This window comes from Streptomyces sp. CA-111067, assembly GCF_050956065.1.
GTDB lineage: Bacteria > Actinomycetota > Actinomycetes > Streptomycetales > Streptomycetaceae > Actinacidiphila.
In genome coordinates, this window is sequence record NZ_CP192103.1 from 435,991 (window position 1) to 450,860 (window position 14,870).

At 73.8% G+C, this 14,870-nt stretch carries 16 protein-coding genes and 1 pseudogene; 12 read left to right on the top strand and 5 right to left on the bottom strand.

Annotated elements, in window-relative coordinates:
* Positions 1 to 18: 18 nt before the first annotated feature.
* A complete protein-coding gene (locus tag ACQPW6_RS01885) occupies positions 19 to 447 on the bottom strand; it encodes an ATP-binding protein (protein ID WP_433887734.1) in 429 nt (142 codons plus the stop codon).
* A 261-nt stretch (positions 448 to 708) separates the two neighbouring features.
* Between ACQPW6_RS01885 and ACQPW6_RS01890 the strand changes: the two genes are divergently transcribed.
* A complete protein-coding gene (locus ACQPW6_RS01890; protein ID WP_433887735.1) occupies positions 709 to 1,563 on the top strand; it encodes a helix-turn-helix domain-containing protein in 855 nt (284 codons plus the stop codon).
* 44 nt (positions 1,564 to 1,607) lie between these two features.
* Positions 1,608 to 1,841 carry a DUF397 domain-containing protein gene (locus tag ACQPW6_RS01895; RefSeq protein WP_433887736.1) on the top strand — a complete coding sequence of 78 codons (234 nt, stop codon included), beginning with the start codon at positions 1,608 to 1,610 and terminating at the stop codon, positions 1,839 to 1,841.
* 77 nt (positions 1,842 to 1,918) lie between these two features.
* On the opposite strand, the gene ACQPW6_RS01900 is transcribed toward ACQPW6_RS01895, so the two are convergent.
* Positions 1,919 to 3,091, bottom strand: coding sequence for an 8-amino-7-oxononanoate synthase (locus tag ACQPW6_RS01900; RefSeq protein WP_433887737.1), 1,173 nt, complete (start codon positions 3,089 to 3,091; stop codon positions 1,919 to 1,921).
* 158 nt (positions 3,092 to 3,249) lie between these two features.
* On the opposite strand from ACQPW6_RS01900, the gene bioB reads away from it, so the two are divergent.
* The 3 genes from bioB (at position 3,250) to bioD (ending at position 6,769) form a co-directional block, all read left to right on the top strand.
* Positions 3,250 to 4,446, top strand: coding sequence for a biotin synthase BioB (bioB, locus tag ACQPW6_RS01905; RefSeq protein WP_433887738.1), 1,197 nt, complete (start codon positions 3,250 to 3,252; stop codon positions 4,444 to 4,446).
* 1 nt (position 4,447) lies between these two features.
* Positions 4,448 to 5,812, top strand: coding sequence for an adenosylmethionine--8-amino-7-oxononanoate transaminase (locus tag ACQPW6_RS01910; protein ID WP_433894391.1), 1,365 nt, complete (start codon positions 4,448 to 4,450; stop codon positions 5,810 to 5,812).
* A 150-nt stretch (positions 5,813 to 5,962) separates the two neighbouring features.
* Positions 5,963 to 6,769, top strand: coding sequence for a dethiobiotin synthase (gene bioD / locus ACQPW6_RS01915; protein WP_433887739.1), 807 nt, complete (start codon positions 5,963 to 5,965; stop codon positions 6,767 to 6,769).
* 68 nt (positions 6,770 to 6,837) lie between these two features.
* On the opposite strand, the gene ACQPW6_RS01920 is transcribed toward bioD, so the two are convergent.
* Together ACQPW6_RS01920 and ACQPW6_RS01925 are read right to left on the bottom strand one after the other, a co-directional pair.
* A complete protein-coding gene (locus tag ACQPW6_RS01920; RefSeq protein WP_433887740.1) occupies positions 6,838 to 7,209 on the bottom strand; it encodes a fic family toxin-antitoxin system, toxin component in 372 nt (123 codons plus the stop codon).
* Positions 7,206 to 7,433, bottom strand: a complete 228-nt coding sequence (locus ACQPW6_RS01925; protein ID WP_433887741.1) for a toxin-antitoxin system HicB family antitoxin — start codon at positions 7,431 to 7,433, stop codon at positions 7,206 to 7,208. Before ACQPW6_RS01925 ends, ACQPW6_RS01920 begins: the two co-directional genes overlap by 4 nt.
* Before the next feature lie 197 nt (positions 7,434 to 7,630).
* Here ACQPW6_RS01925 and ACQPW6_RS01930 point away from each other — a divergent pair, with 197 nt between their 5' ends.
* The 7 genes and pseudogenes from ACQPW6_RS01930 to mug form a co-directional block, all read left to right on the top strand.
* Positions 7,631 to 8,059: a GNAT family N-acetyltransferase gene (locus ACQPW6_RS01930; protein WP_433887742.1), complete on the top strand. Its 429-nt coding sequence runs from the start codon at positions 7,631 to 7,633 to the stop codon at positions 8,057 to 8,059.
* Positions 8,060 to 8,394: 335 nt separating this feature from the next.
* Positions 8,395 to 9,771: a hemolysin family protein gene (locus ACQPW6_RS01935; protein ID WP_433887743.1), complete on the top strand. Its 1,377-nt coding sequence runs from the start codon at positions 8,395 to 8,397 to the stop codon at positions 9,769 to 9,771.
* Positions 9,768 to 10,784, top strand: a complete 1,017-nt coding sequence (locus tag ACQPW6_RS01940) for a hemolysin family protein (RefSeq protein WP_433887744.1) — start codon at positions 9,768 to 9,770, stop codon at positions 10,782 to 10,784. The genes ACQPW6_RS01935 and ACQPW6_RS01940 overlap by 4 nt, the downstream gene beginning before the upstream one ends.
* Positions 10,785 to 10,831: 47 nt before the next feature.
* Complete coding sequence (locus tag ACQPW6_RS01945) at positions 10,832 to 11,626, top strand: SGNH/GDSL hydrolase family protein (protein WP_433887745.1); 795 nt, start codon at positions 10,832 to 10,834, stop codon at positions 11,624 to 11,626.
* A 109-nt stretch (positions 11,627 to 11,735) separates the two neighbouring features.
* Entirely contained in the window at positions 11,736 to 12,320 is a 585-nt protein-coding gene (locus tag ACQPW6_RS01950; protein WP_433887746.1) for a PH domain-containing protein, read from the top strand.
* Positions 12,321 to 12,349: 29 nt separating this feature from the next.
* A complete protein-coding gene (gene purB / locus ACQPW6_RS01955) occupies positions 12,350 to 13,783 on the top strand; it encodes an adenylosuccinate lyase (protein WP_433887747.1) in 1,434 nt (477 codons plus the stop codon).
* Positions 13,780 to 14,307: pseudogene (mug, locus tag ACQPW6_RS01960) on the top strand (G/U mismatch-specific DNA glycosylase); the annotation flags it as partial. The gene purB and the pseudogene mug, both read left to right, overlap by 4 nt.
* A 51-nt stretch (positions 14,308 to 14,358) precedes the next feature.
* On the opposite strand, the gene ACQPW6_RS01965 reads toward mug, so the two are convergent.
* The gene (locus ACQPW6_RS01965) at positions 14,359 to 14,862 is read right to left on the bottom strand and encodes a hypothetical protein (protein WP_433887748.1); all 504 of its coding nucleotides are present in this window, start codon (positions 14,860 to 14,862) and stop codon (positions 14,359 to 14,361) included.
* Positions 14,863 to 14,870 lie beyond the last annotated feature (8 nt).

A 14,870-nucleotide genomic window follows, 5' to 3' on the forward strand; every position in this document is an offset into this window, starting at 1 on the left:
CGGGCGGCGCCGGTGCGGTCAACGCACCGGCACCGCCCAGGGGATCATCACCCAGACCGTCTTGCCGCCCTCGTCGGTCGGCGTGACCTGGAGCCTGCCGCCGGACTCCGCGGTGAGGTGACGGATGATCACCATCCCGCGCCCGTTGTCCTGCTGCACGGCCCCGGGTAGCCGCTGCGGCCAGCGCGGGTGGCTGTCGGTCACGCCGATGTGCAACCGCTCACCCCGCTCCCACCGGACGTCGATGGTGAAGGTCGGGGACATGCCCGAGGTGTGCAGCACCGCGTTGGTGGCCAGCTCCGAGACCATGAGCCGGACCGAGTCGGTGGCCGGGTCCCCGTCCGGCATGCCCCAGTCGGTGAGCAGCCCGCACACGTAGCGGCGGGCCGTCGTCACCGACGCCGGCTCGCTCGGCAGGGTGATGGACGCTTCCTGAAGATCTGCCATCGCGACACAGTCCCTTTCCCGCCGTGACCGGGCTCCGGTGCGTGGCGGCCGTCCGATGCGGGCCCGGAAGTGGGCCCGGATGCGGCGGGTTCGCGCCAGAGTGCCACTAATCGTGCCGCCATTGCCGGTGTCGCACAGCACAATGCATATATCTGTCGCTCAAATCGGTGAACTCTGCTACGTGAGAACGCATTAGGTCGGCACACTGTCGTAACGGTTCCCATACCGTCACACCGCGCACTTCTGGAGGTCCGAAGCACCATGGAACGAATGCCCGCCGTACGCCGGCGCAGGCTCGGCGAGGAGCTGCGCCGGCTACGTGATCTGGCCGGTCTGACAAGTGGGGAGGCGGCCCGGCTCGCGGGCTGGCACCAGTCGAAGGTCAGCCGGATCGAGACCGGCCGCAGCAGCGTCAGCGCCGAGGACGTCACCGTACTGCTCGACGTCTACGCGGTGCGCGACGAGGACACCAGGGAGCTGGCCGACACGCTGGCCGGGCAGGGCCACCAGCGCGGCTGGTGGCACGACTTCCGCGACGTACTGCCGGTGGAGTACCGGGACTTCATCAGCCTGGAGACCGGGGCGAGGCGGGCCAGGTCGATGGAGAACAACGTGGTGCCCGGGCTGCTGCAGACCCGGGCCTACGCCAAGGCACTGACCGGTGACGTCATGCCCGAACTCGGACCGCGCGAGGCCGACGCCCTGGTCGACGTGCGGATCGCCCGGCAGGCGGTGCTGCGGCAGGACCCGCCGCTGGAGCTGTGGGCGGTGCTCGACGAGGCGGTACTGCGCCGCGGTGTCGGCGGCCCCGAGGTGATGGCCGCTCAGCTGCGGGCGCTGGCCGGGGCCGCGGAACTGCCGAATGTCCGGTTACAGGTCTTGCCGTTCGCCGCCGGCGGGCACATAGGAGTTACGGGTTCGTTCGTTGTCTTCTCATTTCCGCGCATTGCCGATCTCGACGTGGTTGTTATTGACCATTTGACGAGTAGTCTCTATGTCGATCGGAAAGAGGATGTCGCAGCGTACGGTGCCGCATTCGCCCGATTGTGTAAGTTTGCTCTTCCTGACGACGAGTCCGTGGCGCTGATCGGTAAGATCGCGGACGATATGTCGTGATAGCCGGGCCCAACGACAGGCGGGCGCACTAAGAAGGGGGCTCCATGGCAGCTCTGTCCCGGTACGTTTCCTCCAGTGCGGCGCTTTCCGGCGTGACGTGGCGGCGCAGCAGCCACAGCACCGCCGCGAACAACTGCGTGGAGACGGCGAGACTCGCCACCGGTCTGCTGGCCGTCCGTGACTCCAAGGACCGGCAGGGGCCGGCGCTGCTCTTCGCGCCCGGCGCCTGGTCGGAGTTCGTGCGGGCACTGAGCGGGGACGAACTCGTCCGGTCCTGAACCGCTCGGTCCCGCTCGCTCCCGCTCGGTTCCGTTCACGCACCGCCCGATTCCGTCCGCGCTCTGCCCGGTTTTGTTCAGCCGCGCGGCGCGGTCCTCGCGATTGCGGCGACCGCCGCTTCGATCTGGCCCTCCGTCAGGTCGCAGCGGGCGGTCAGCCGCAGCCGGGAGATCCCGTCGGGCACGGACGGCGGCCGGAAGCAGCCGACGGCCAGGCCCTCGTCCCGGCAGCGCGCGGCCCAGCGCACCGCGTCGTCGGCCGACGGCGCGCGCACCGAGACCACGCAGGCGTCGGGGGCGGTCACGTCGAGGCCGGCCGCGGTCAGCCGCCGGTGGAACTCCCCGGCCACCCCGCGGGCCCGCTCCGCGCGCTCGGGCTCCCGGCGCAGCACCCCCAGCGCGCCGAGCGCCGCGCCCACCGCGGCCGGTGCCAGACCGGTGTCGAAGATGAAGGTACGGGCGGTGTTCACCAGGTGCTCGATCACCGCGGCCGGCCCGAGCACCACCCCGCCCTGCGCGCCCAGCGACTTGGACAGCGTCGCCGTGCACACCACGTCGGGCGCCCCGGCCAGTCCGGCGCCCCGCGCGGCGCCCCGGCCGCCGTCGCCCAGCACGCCGAGCCCGTGCGCGTCGTCGATCAACAGCCCGGCGCCGTAGGTCCGGCAGGCCGCCGACAGTTCCGGCAGCGGGGCGGCGTCGCCGTCCACCGAGAACACCGAGTCGCTGACCACGACGGACGGCCCCTCGTGCCCCCGCAGTGCTTTGCGTACGGCGTCCGGGGCCGCGTGCCTGACGACCTCGGTGGTGGCGCGGGACAGCCGGCAGCCGTCGATCAGCGAGGCGTGGTTGCCCGCGTCGGAGACCAGCAGGGTGCCGGGGCCGGTGAGCGCGGTGACCGCGGCGAGGTTGGCCGCGTAGCCGGAGGCCAGTACGAGCGCCGCCTCGAAGCCGGTGAACTCGGCGATCTCCGCCTCGAGTTCGGCGTGCAGCGCGGTGCTCCCGGTGACCAGCCGGGAGCCGGTGGATCCCGCGCCCCAGCGCAGGCAGGCGTCGGCGCCGGCCCGGGTCACCTCGGGGTGCCGAGTCAGGCCCAGGTAGTCGTTGCCGGCGAGGTCGAGCAGCGCCGAGTCCGCGGGGCGCGGGCGCAGTTCGCGCCGCAGCCCGGCGGCGGCGCGCACCGCGGCCTGCCCGCCGACCCAGTCGAAGGGCCCCGGCCCGGTGGGCGGCTGCGGTGCTCGCGTGCTGTTCACGGTGTTCCCTGGGGTCGCTGGCCTGCTGTCCGGTACGTCACCAGCAACGTACTGGCCCGCACACCTGTACCCGGTGTGGTGATGCACACACTCCCGGCCACCTCTGTTGTGCGGTCCGCCATTGGCCGCGGGCGCCCTCGTGAGCGAGGATCGCCCTCATGGATCTGCTGACCACGCTGGTGGACAAGGGGCTGCGTCGCGAGCTGCCCACCCGGGACGAGGCGCTGGCCGTCCTGAAGACCTCCGACGACGACCTGCTCGACGTGGTGGCCGCGGCGGGCAGAGTGCGCCGCCAGTGGTTCGGCCGCCGGGTCAAGCTGAACTACCTGGTGAACCTCAAGTCGGGGCTCTGCCCCGAGGACTGCTCGTACTGCTCGCAGCGGCTCGGCTCGAAGGCCGACATCCTCAAGTACACCTGGCTCAAACCGGACGAGGCCGCCGCCGCGGCGGGCGCCGGGGTGGCCGGCGGCGCCAAGCGGGTCTGCCTGGTGGCCAGCGGGCGCGGTCCCACCGACCGGGACGTGGACCGGGTCTCCCAGACCATCGCGGCGATCAAGGGCGAGCACGAGGAGGTCGAGGTCTGCGCCTGCCTCGGGCTGCTGTCCGACGGCCAGGCGCGGCGGCTGCGTGAGGCAGGCGCCGACGCGTACAACCACAACCTCAACACCTCGGAGAACACCTACGGCGACATCACCACCACCCACACCTTCGCCGACCGGGTGGACACCGTGCAGCAGGCCCAGGCGGCCGGCCTGTCGGCGTGCTCCGGTCTGATCGCGGGGATGGGCGAGAGCGACGCGGACCTGGTGGACGTGGTGTTCTCGCTGCGCGAACTCGACCCGGACTCGGTGCCGGTGAACTTCCTGATCCCGTTCGAGGGCACCCCGCTGGCCGAGGAGTGGAACCTCACCCCGCAGCGCTGCCTGCGGATCCTGGCGATGGTCCGCTTCGTCTGCCCGGACGTCGAGGTGCGGCTGGCCGGCGGCCGCGAGGTCCATCTGCGGACGATGCAGCCGCTGGCCCTGAACCTGGTCAACTCGATCTTCCTCGGCGACTACCTGACCAGCGAGGGCCAGGCGGGCCAGACCGACCTCGACATGATCGCCGACGCGGGCTTCGAGGTGGAGGGAGCCGGCACCACGACGCTGCCCCAGCACCGGGCCGATCAGGCCGCCGCGGCCGACTGCGGCACGCACGACGGGGGTTGCGGCTCCTGCGAGCACGGCGAGAGCGCCGCGGCGACGGTTCCGGCCGCCGCCGGGGCACCCGCGGCGGAGACGGTGACCGCCGCGCGTACCGATCTGGTCGCTGTACGGCGGCGCGGCGCGGGGACGGACCTGCCGCCGAATGCCTGAGCTGCCCGACCCGCACGTTCCGGCCGCCGGCCCGCGCTCCCCGGCGGCCGGTCGGCCCGATCCCGGCCTTCCGCTCGACCCCGGCGTACTGCTCGACCTCGACCGGGAGCACGTCTGGCATCCGTACGGCCCGATGCCCAGCAGGCAGCAGCCGCTGGTCGTCGCCTCGGCCTCGGGCGTCCGGCTGCGGCTGGCCGCGCCCGCCGAGGGCCGCGACGAGCTGGTCGACGGCATGTCCTCCTGGTGGTCGGCGATCCACGGCTACCGGCACCCGACGCTGGACGAGGCCGCCCGCGCCCAGCTCGACCGGATGAGCCATGTGATGTTCGGCGGGCTCACCCACGAGCCCGCGGTACGGCTGGCGGCCCGGCTGGTGGAGATCACCCCCGAGCCGCTGCGGCACGTCTTCCTGGCCGACTCCGGTTCGGTGTCGGTCGAGGTCGCGGTGAAGATGTGCCTGCAGTACTGGCGCTCGCTCGGCCGGCCGGGCAAGCACCGGCTGCTGACCTGGCGCGGCGGCTACCACGGCGACACCTGGCAGCCGATGTCGGTCTGCGACCCCGAGGGGGGCATGCACGAGCTGTGGTCGGGCGTGCTGCCCCGGCAGGTGTTCGCCGACGCGCCGCCGCCCGGTTTCGACGCGCCGCCGGACGCCGGCTACGCGCGGCGGCTGCGTGACCTGATCGGCGAGCACGCGCACGAACTCGCCGCGGTGATCGTCGAACCGGTGGTGCAGGGCGCGGGGGGGATGACCTTCCACTCCCCGGAGTACCTGCGGGTGCTGCGCGAAGCGTGCGACGAGCACGACGTGCTGCTGGTCTTCGACGAGATCGCCACCGGCTTCGGCAGGACCGGCGAGCTGTTCGCCACGGGACACGCCGGGGTCAGCCCCGACGTGATGTGCGTCGGCAAGGCGCTGACCGGCGGCTACCTGACGATGGCCGCGGCGCTGTGCACCTCACGGGTGGCCGAGGGCATCTCGCGCGGCGAGGTGCCGGTGCTCGCGCACGGCCCGACCTTCATGGGCAACCCGCTGGCCGCCGCCGTGGCCTGCGCGTCGATCGACCTGCTGCTCGGCCAGGACTGGGCGCTTGAGGTCAAGCGGATCGAGTCGGGGCTGCGCGAGGGGCTGGCGGAGGCGGCGCGGCTGCCGGGCGTCCGCGATGTGCGGGTGCTCGGGGCGATCGGGGTGGTCCAGCTCGACCACCCGGTGGACATGGCGGCGGCCACCCGCGCCGCGGTCAGGTCCGGGGTGTGGCTGCGGCCGTTCCGCGACCTCGTCTACACGATGCCGCCGTACGTCACCGGCGACGAGGACGTGGCGAGGATCTGCGCGGCCGTCACGGAGGCGGCCGCCCAGGGGTGAACGGGCCCGCCGCCGGGAGCGGCGGGAGTGAAGCGGCGGCCGGCGGGTAGCGGCGGATCTGCCGGCCCGCGAAACGGCCGGAACGAGACGCGGCCGCCTTGAGCTGGATGAGACGCCGCCGGAACGAGATGTCGAGGAACGGAGCAGTACATGGCCATCGTGGTCATCACCGGAACGGGTACCGAGGTGGGCAAGACGATGGCCACCGCCGCGGTCGCCGCCGCGTCACTCGCCCAGGGGCTGAGCGTGGCGGTGCTCAAGCCCGCGCAGACCGGGGTGCTCGGCGACGAGCCGGGTGACGCCGCCGAAGTGGCGCGGCTGGCGGGCGCGGTGACCGCGGTCGAACTCGCCCGCTACCCCGAGCCGCTGGCGCCCGCGACGGCCGCCCTCAGGGCCGGGCTGCCGACCGTCAGCCCGGAGGAGATCGCCGAGGCCGCCGCGAAGCTGGCCGCCGTGCACGACGTGGTGCTGGTCGAGGGCGCCGGCGGGCTGCTGGTGCGCTACGACGAGAAGGGCTCGACGCTGGCGGACGCGGCGGCGGCGCTCCGCGCCCGGGTGCTGCTGGTCGCGCCCTCGGGGCTCGGCACGCTCAACACCACGGCGCTGACCACGGAGGCGCTGGGCAGCCGGGGGCTGTCCTGCACGGGCGTGATCATCGGGAGCTGGCTCGGCGATCCCGGCCTGGCCGACCGCTGCAACATCAGCGACCTCCAGGAGGCCGCGAACGCCCCGCTGCTCGGCGCGCTGCCGCAGGCCGCGGGCGCGCTGGCGCCGGACGCCTTCCGGGCGGCGGCCCCCGACTGGCTGGCGCCGCAGCTCGGCGGCCACTGGGACGGCGAGGCGTTCGCCAGGGCGTACGCGCCGCCGCCGTACGTCAAGCCGCATGTCGAGGAGGAGCCGCAGGTCCCTGGGGACGTCCCGGAGCAGGCGGAGGCCGAGCCGGGGCCGGAGGCGTAAGGCGGGTCAGCTGCCTGGGGCGGGGCCGGGCGCCGGGGCACGCTGGATGCGGGGCCGGCGCGCGGTCGTCAGCGCGTCCAGGTCCGCAGCTCCCCGGCGATCCGGTCCACGCTCGCCGAGCCGTCCCGCACCATCCGGGCCAGGTCGCGGACCTGTTCCGGGGTGGTGCTGACCTTCAGCCCGCCGGCCACCAGATAGGCGTAGGCGACCGCGGTCGCGAACAGCGCGTTGGAGCGCTCCAGGGCCGGGACGAGCAGCAGCAGCTGCATCAGCGCGGCGGCCCTGGTGTGCTCGTCGGGGTAGACGGGCCGGCCGAATATCTCCGCCCGGTGCCTGGTGACGGCCGCGACCAGCGCGCCCCAGTCGGTGACCTGCGGATCCCCCGGGGTGTTGTGCTCGGCGACCATGAGGAGCCAGGCAAGGTCGATGCGCAGCGTCAACGCGCGCCTTCGTTCCGGGTGCCGAACTCCTCGTCGAAGACCTCCTCGTACTGCTTCATGAAGTCCGCCGCGGCCTGCACGAACGCCCGGCCGTTCTCGCCCTCGTCCTGCTGGACGAGTTCCTCGATATAGCGGTTCACGCTGATGCCGCGCTGCGAGGCGCGCTCCCGTGCGGTCTCGGCGGTGGCTTCTTCCACCCGCACGTTCAACTGGGTCTTCGCCATGACACCACGCTAGCGCCGATGCGCTAGTAGCGGCAAGGGCGCCTCCGCGCGCCCCGGCGCCGACCGACGGCTTCCAGCCGCCGCGCGCCCGCCGGCCCGCGCGCCCGCCCCGTCACGGCGCAGCGCCTCGCCCCGCCGCCGTCCCGGCAGCGGAAAACCACGGGCTCGCACCCCCCTGCCGGTGATTGGCTGGGCGCATGACCGATCTTCGTATACGGCCCGCCGCCCCCTCCGATGCCGACCGGGTGCTGGCCTTCTGGCGGATCGCCGCCGAGGGCACCAGCATCAGCGACGACGAGGCCGGCGTCGGCCGACTGCTGGCCACCGACCCGGAGGCGCTGCTGCTCGCCGAACGCGACGGCGAACTGCTCGGCTCGGTGATCGCCGGCTTCGACGGCTGGCGCTGCCACCTCTACCGGCTCGCGGTCCACCCCGACGCCCGCCGCCAGGGCGTCGCCCGGGCCCTGCTGGACGCCGCCGAGCTGCGGTTCGCCGCGCTCGGCGGGCGCCGCGGCGACGCGATGGTGCTCGAACGCAACGAGCAGGCCCACCACGCCTGGCGGGCCGCGGGCTACCGGCCGGAGCCGCAGTGGCGCCGCTGGACCAAGCCGCTGGCACTCGGCTGAGCGGGTCCGCGCCCGCGCGCAACGCGGCGCCCGACGTCCGGCCGCCGCCGAAGACGTAAGGGCGGGCGACCAGGCGCCGCCGAACCCGTGGGCGAGCGACCGGCCGCCGCCTGGAGACGTACGTACGCGCGACCGGCCGCTGCCGAACCCGTGGGCGAGCGACCGGCCGCCGCCTGGAGACGTACGTGCTCGCCACCGGCCACCGCCGAACCCGCGCGCGAGCGGCCGGCCGGCCGACGTAAGTGCTCGCGGCCGGGCGGCCCGTCCGTGGGCCGATTGCCCGGATGCCGTGCGGGCCGGGCGGCCGTAGCCGATCATGGGGTGCGAGGTGTCAGATGACCGAAGTGCTGCTTCTGCTGGTGGCCGTGGTGCTCAGCCTTCTCTGCGGGGTGTTCGTCGCGGCCGAGTTCTCGCTGACCACGATCGAGCGCGGCGAGCTGGAGCGGGCCGCGCGGGAGGGTGAACGGGGGGCCGCCGCCGCGCTGGCCGGGGTGCGCGGTCTGACGGTGCAGCTGTCCGGCGCGCAGCTCGGGATCACCGTGACCGGGCTGCTGATCGGCATGCTCGCCAAGGGTTCGATCGCCGAGCTGCTGCGCGGACCGCTGCGGGCCGCCGGCCTGCCGGGCTCCGCGGCCTCCTCGGTGGCGCTGGTGCTCGGCACCGCCCTGTCCACGGTGGTGCTGATGGTGGTCGGCGAACTGGTGCCGAAGAACTGGGCCATCGCCCGGCCGCTGCCGGTGGTCAAGGCGGTGGCCGCCCCGCAGGCCGCCTTCACCAGGGCGTTCGGCCCGCTGATCCACCACCTCAACAACACCGCCAACCGGGTGCTGCGCCGGATGGGCCTTGAGCCGGCCGAGGAGCTGGCGTCGGCCCGCGGGCCGCAGGAGCTGGTGGCGCTGGCCCGCCACTCGGCCAGCGTCGGAGCGCTGGAGGCCGACACCGCCGAGCTGTTCGTCCGCACCCTGAACCTGGCCGGCCTCACGGCCGAGAACGTGATGACGCCCCGCGTGCAGGTCACCGCCCTTGAGGCGCAGGCGACCGCCGAGGACGTGGCGAACGCGACCCGGGCCACCGGCCTGTCCCGCTTCCCGGTCTACCGCGGCAGCCTCGACCGGGTGATCGGCACCGTCCACATCAAGGACGTACTGGCCGTCTCCGCCGACCGCAGGGCACGGCTGCCGGTCACCGAGATGCTGCGCGAGCCGCTGCTCGTACCGGAGACGCTGGCCGTGGACCGGCTGCTCGACCGGCTGTCCGGGCGGCAGTCGATGGCCGTGGTGATCGACGAGTACGGCGGCACCGCCGGGGTGGCCACGCTTGAGGACATCGTGGAGGAGGTCGTCGGCGAGGTCAGGGACGAGTACGACCCGCAGGAGCTGCCCGACCTGCTGTATCTGCGGGCCGACGACCAGGGCCGGCGGATCTTCGACGCCGACGGCGCCACCCGCACCGAGGACCAGCTGGAGCGGATCGGGCTGCGTGCCCCCGACGGGCCCTACGAGACGCTGGCCGGCCTGGTGGCGCAGCGGCTCGGCCGGATCCCGGTCCGCGGCGACCGGGTCGAGCTGGCCGGCTGGCTGATCGAGGTCACCGAGGCGGCCGGGCACCGGGCGGCCAGGGCCCGGCTGGTGTCGCCGCCGCCGGGCGCCGAAGCAGAAGCGGACCAGGACGGGTCGCGGAGCCGGCCGGCCGCCGGGGGGCGCGGCCGATGACCGTACTGCAACTGCTGATCGGCCTGCTCACCGTGGTGGCGAACGCCTTCTTCGTCGGGGCCGAGTTCGCGATGATCTCGGTGCGCCGCAGCCAGATCGAGCCGCTGGCCGAGTCCGGCGACCGCCGGGCCCGCGCTGTGGTGTGGGGCCTTGAGCATGTGGCGCCGCTGCTCGCCGCCGCCCAGCTCGGCGTCACGGCCTGCACGCTGGTGCTCGGCATCGTCGCGGAGCCGGCCATCGCACACCTGCTGGAGCCGGTCTTCCACGCGGTGAACGTGCCGGACGGCGCCATCCATGTGATCGCCTTCGTGCTCGCGCTGGCGGTGGCGACGTATCTGCACATGCTGTTCGGCGAGATGGTGCCCAAGAACATCGCGCTGGCCGACCCGGTGCGCTCCGCGCTGCTGCTCGGCCCGCCGCTGGTGGCGCTGACCCGCGGGCTGCGCCCGGTGATCTTCGCGATCAACGCGCTGGCCAACGCGCTGCTCCGGCTGTTCCGGGTGGAGCCGAGGTCGGAGGTGGCCTCGGTGTTCTCCGACGACGAGCTGTCCCGGATGGTGCTCGACGCGGGCGCGGCCGGGCTGCTCGACCAGCGCGCCACCGGGCGGCTGCGGGAGGCGCTGGAGCTGGGCCGGCGGCCGGTCGGCGAGATCGTGCTGCCGGCCGGGAAGGTGGTGCGGGCGTCACTGGGGATCACCCCCGAGGGCCTGGAGGAGCTGTCCGCGCGGTCGGGCTTCTCGCGCTTCCCGGTGACCGGCGGGGACGGCCGGGTGCTGGGCTATCTGCACGTCAAGGACGCCCTGGACGCCGACCCGCGGGACGAGCCCTTCCCCCGGTCGGCGCTGCGCCGGGTCACCCGGGTCGGCGCGGCCACCCCGCTGGACGACGTGCTCACCGCGATGCGGGCCGGCAGCGCGCATCTGGCCGCGGTGGTGGACGACGAGGGACACGGCGTCGGCCTGGTCACCATGGAGGACGTGCTCAAGGAACTGGTCGGCCCCGGCCGCGCGTAGGGCCTGGGCGATCAGCTCCCGCCGGGGTCGCATAAGATCGCCGCGCCATGCAGAATCCTGTCACTTACACCAGTTTCGTCGCGATCGGCGACTCCTTCACCGAGGGCATGTCGGACCTGCTGCCCGACGGCGGCTACCGCGGCTGGGCGGACCTGCTCGCGGCCCGGCTGGCCGCGTCCGAGCCGGAGTTCCGGTACGCCAACCTCGCCGTCCGCGGCAAGCTGATCCGGCAGATCGCCGAGGACCAGGTCGACGTGGCCGCGGCCATGGGCGCGGATCTGGTCACCCTGGTCGGCGGCCTGAACGACGTGCTGCGGCCCAAGTGCGACGTGGACGCCGTCTGCGCGCTGCTGGAGAGCTCGGTGCGGCGGCTCGCGCCCGCCTGCGGGCAGCTGGTGCTGATGCGCAGCCCGGCCAGGCGCGGCCCGGTGGCCGCCCGGTTCCTGCCGCGGATGGAGCAGCTGTTCGGCTTCATCGACGACCTGGCGCTGCGCTACGGCGCGGTGGTGGTCGACCTGTACGGCGCCGAGGTGCTGGGCGACCAGCGGATGTGGGCCGACGACCGGCTGCATCTGACCGCCGAGGGCCACGAGCGGGTGGCCGAGGCGGTGTGGCAGGCGCTCGGCCTGCCCGCGGCGGCCGACTGGACGCTGCCGCTGCCGCCCGCGGTCCTCCCCGGCTGGTCCGCCAGGCGCGGCGCCGACCTGCGCTTCACCCGCGAGCACCTGCTGCCGTGGATCGGCCGCCGGCTGACCGGCCGCTCGTCGGGCGACGGCCGGCTGCCCAAGCACCAGGAGCTGCTGCCGTACGAGAGGGGCGACGGTACCCGCGGTCGGCGGTGAGCCGGCCGGCAGGTTGCCAGGGGTGGGACATGTGCGGGGACGGGGAGGGTGGGAGGATCTCGGGAGGCATCCCGGGCGGCGGACGTCCGGGCGGGGGTGGGGGGCCGGCATGTACGTCGAGCGGGAGTTCCTGGGCAGGGACCGCTATCGCATATCGTGGCCGAACGCGACGGGGGCTTTGGCGTTCGTGGCCCTTGAGATGGTCGTCACCCTGCTCCGGCTCGGGTTCGTCGGCTCCTGCTGGGTGGCTGCGGGCACTGTCGTGCTCATCAGCCTCATCCTCGTCGTGCTGCGCCGGAGCCGGACGGCTGTCGGCGCGGAGGGGATCAGCATCTCCTGGGGCTTCGGGCGCGGGCGCACCTATCCGTGGGCGGACATCCGCTGGGTCGAGGTCCGTGAGACGCAGAGCCGGACCGGGAGGGCGCAGACGGTGCGCATCACCCTCGCGGACAGCCGGCGCCGTTCGCTGCCCGCGGTCCAGAACAGCACGATGTACCCCGACCGGGACTTCGAGCTGAACGTGGCCCGCATCATGACCCGCTGGCGCGCGAACACCACCGAGGAGTCCCGCTACCGGCCGCCGGAGAAGCGGTACCAGCGCCTGTCCCCCAACGCGTGGGGCTACATCATCGGCGGTGTCATCCTGGTCGTGGTGCTGCTGGTCACGGTGATCGCCATCCTGGTCACCGGGTAGCCGCCGGCCGCCGGGTAAGCTCTGCATACGTGACTGCCAAGCCCCGTATCCCGAACGTCCTCGCCGGCCGCTACGCCTCCGCGGAGCTGGCCACCCTGTGGTCCCCCGAGCAGAAGGTGGTGCTGGAGCGCCGGCTGTGGCTCGCCGTGCTGCGGGCGCAGCGGGACCTCGGCATCGCGGTGCCCGACTCGGCGGTGGCCGACTACGAGCGGGTGCTCGAGCAGGTGGACCTGGCGTCCATCGCCGAGCGGGAGAAGGTCACCCGGCACGATGTGAAGGCCCGGATCGAGGAGTTCAACGCGCTCGCCGGGCACGAGCAGGTGCACAAGGGCATGACGTCCCGCGACCTGACCGAGAACGTGGAGCAGCTGCAGATCCGGCTCTCGCTGGAGCACGTCCGCGACCGTACGGTGGCGGTGCTCGCCCGGCTCGGCCAGCTGTCGGCGCAGTACGCGGAGCTGGTCATGGCGGGCCGCTCGCACAACGTGGCGGCGCAGGCCACCACCTTGGGCAAGCGCTTCGCGACCACCGCGGACGAGCTGCTGGTGGCCTTCGAGCGGGTCGAGGACCTGCTCGGCCGCTACCCGCTGCGCGGCATCAAGGGCCCGGTCGGCACCGCGCAGGACATGCTGGACCTGCTCGGCGGCGACACCGGCAGGCTCGCCGAGCTGGAGCACCGGGTCGCCGACCACCTGGGCTTCTCCCGGGCGTTCACCTCGGTCGGCCAGGTCTACCCGCGCTCGCTCGACTACGACGCGGTGACGGCGCTGGTGCAGCTGGCCGCCGCGCCGTCCTCGCTGGCCAAGACGATCCGGCTGATGGCCGGGCACGAACTGGTCACCGAGGGCTTCAAGCCCGGCCAGGTCGGCTCCTCCGCGATGCCGCACAAGATGAACACGCGGTCCTGCGAGCGGGTCAACGGCCTGATGGTGATCCTGCGCGGCTACGCCTCGATGACCGGCGAGCTGGCCGGCGACCAGTGGAACGAGGGCGATGTGTCCTGCTCGGTGGTGCGCCGCGTCGCGCTGCCGGACGCGTTCTTCGCCTTCGACGGGCTGCTGGAGACGTTCCTGACGGTGCTCGACGAGTTCGGCGCCTTCCCCGCGGTGGTCGCCCGCGAGCTGGACCGCTACCTGCCGTTCCTCGCCACCACGAAGGTGCTGATGGGCGCGGTGCGGGCCGGGGTCGGCCGGGAGGTCGCGCACGAGGCGATCAAGGAGAACGCGGTGGCCTCGGCGCTGGCGATGCGCGAGCAGGGCACCGAGCGCAACGAGCTGCTCGACCGGCTGGCCGCCGACGAGCGGATCCCGCTCGACCGGGCGCAGTTGGACGCGCTGATGGCCGACCGGCTGTCCTTCACCGGCGCCGCGGCCGGCCAGGTGGCCGAGGTGCTGCGCCGGATCGAGGACGTCACCAAGGCGCACCCGGTGGCCGCCGCCTACCGCCCGGGGGCGATCCTCTGACCCCGGAGGAGCTGGCCGCGGCCCGCGACCGCACCCTTCCGGACATCATCGGCAACGGGCTGCGGGTGCTGTTCTGCGGCATCAACCCGGGCCTGATGTCCGCCGCCAAGGGCCAGCACTTCGCCCGGCCCGGCAACCGGTTCTGGCCCGCGCTGCACGCCTCGGGCTTCACCCCGCGCCGGATGGCGCCGGCCGAGCAGCGCGAGGTGCTGGCGCTACGGCTCGGCATCACCAACGTGGCCGGGCGGGCCACCGCGCGGGCCGACGAGCTGAGCACGGAGGAACTGCTCGAGGGCGGCCGGCGGCTGCGGGCGAAGGTCGAGGCGTACGAGCCGGCCTGGCTCGCGGTGCTCGGCGTGACCGCCTACCGGGTGGCGTTCGCCGACAAGCACGCCCAGGTCGGCCCGCAGGCGCTGACCATCGGCCGGACCCGGATCTGGGCGCTGCCCAGCCCGAGCGGTCTGAACGCGCACTGGTCGCCTGCCGCCCTGGCCGAGGAGTTCGCCAGGCTGCGGGCCGCGGCCTTCCGGCCGCCGGCGCCGCGCCGCCCGGCCGTCCCGGCGCGGGCTGCCGCGCTACGGGCCGGACTGCCGGGGGATGTGGACTCCGGCGATCAGCAGCACCAGCCGGGACGGTAGTTCCTGGTCCCAGCGGCCCACGCCGAGCGCTATCCAGCGGTCGGCGACCTGCCAGCCGTAGGCCTCCGGCACGATCGCGGACAGCGCCACCATCGGCTCCGGTACCGGCTGGCCGGCCACCGCCCGTTCCAGATACGGCGTCAGGTGCACGGCCTCGGGCTCGCCCCAGCGGCCGGCCAGCGCGTCGACCAGCGCCTGGCAGTCGGCGGCGAAGTCCGCCTCGTCCTGCTCCCGGCGTTCGTCGTGCTCCCGGTCTTCGCCTTGCTCCCGGTCGCCGGGGCCGCCGACGTGCGGGTCGGCGCCGACCGCCAGATCGGCCAGCAGGAAGCCGGGCCCGCCGCGCACGCCGCCGGAGCCGGCCCGCTGCGCGGGCAGGTCCGCGACCCGCAGCCGGTCCAGCATCGCGAGCCGGTCGGCGAGGTCCATCCGCCCTTGATCCATGTGTCAAG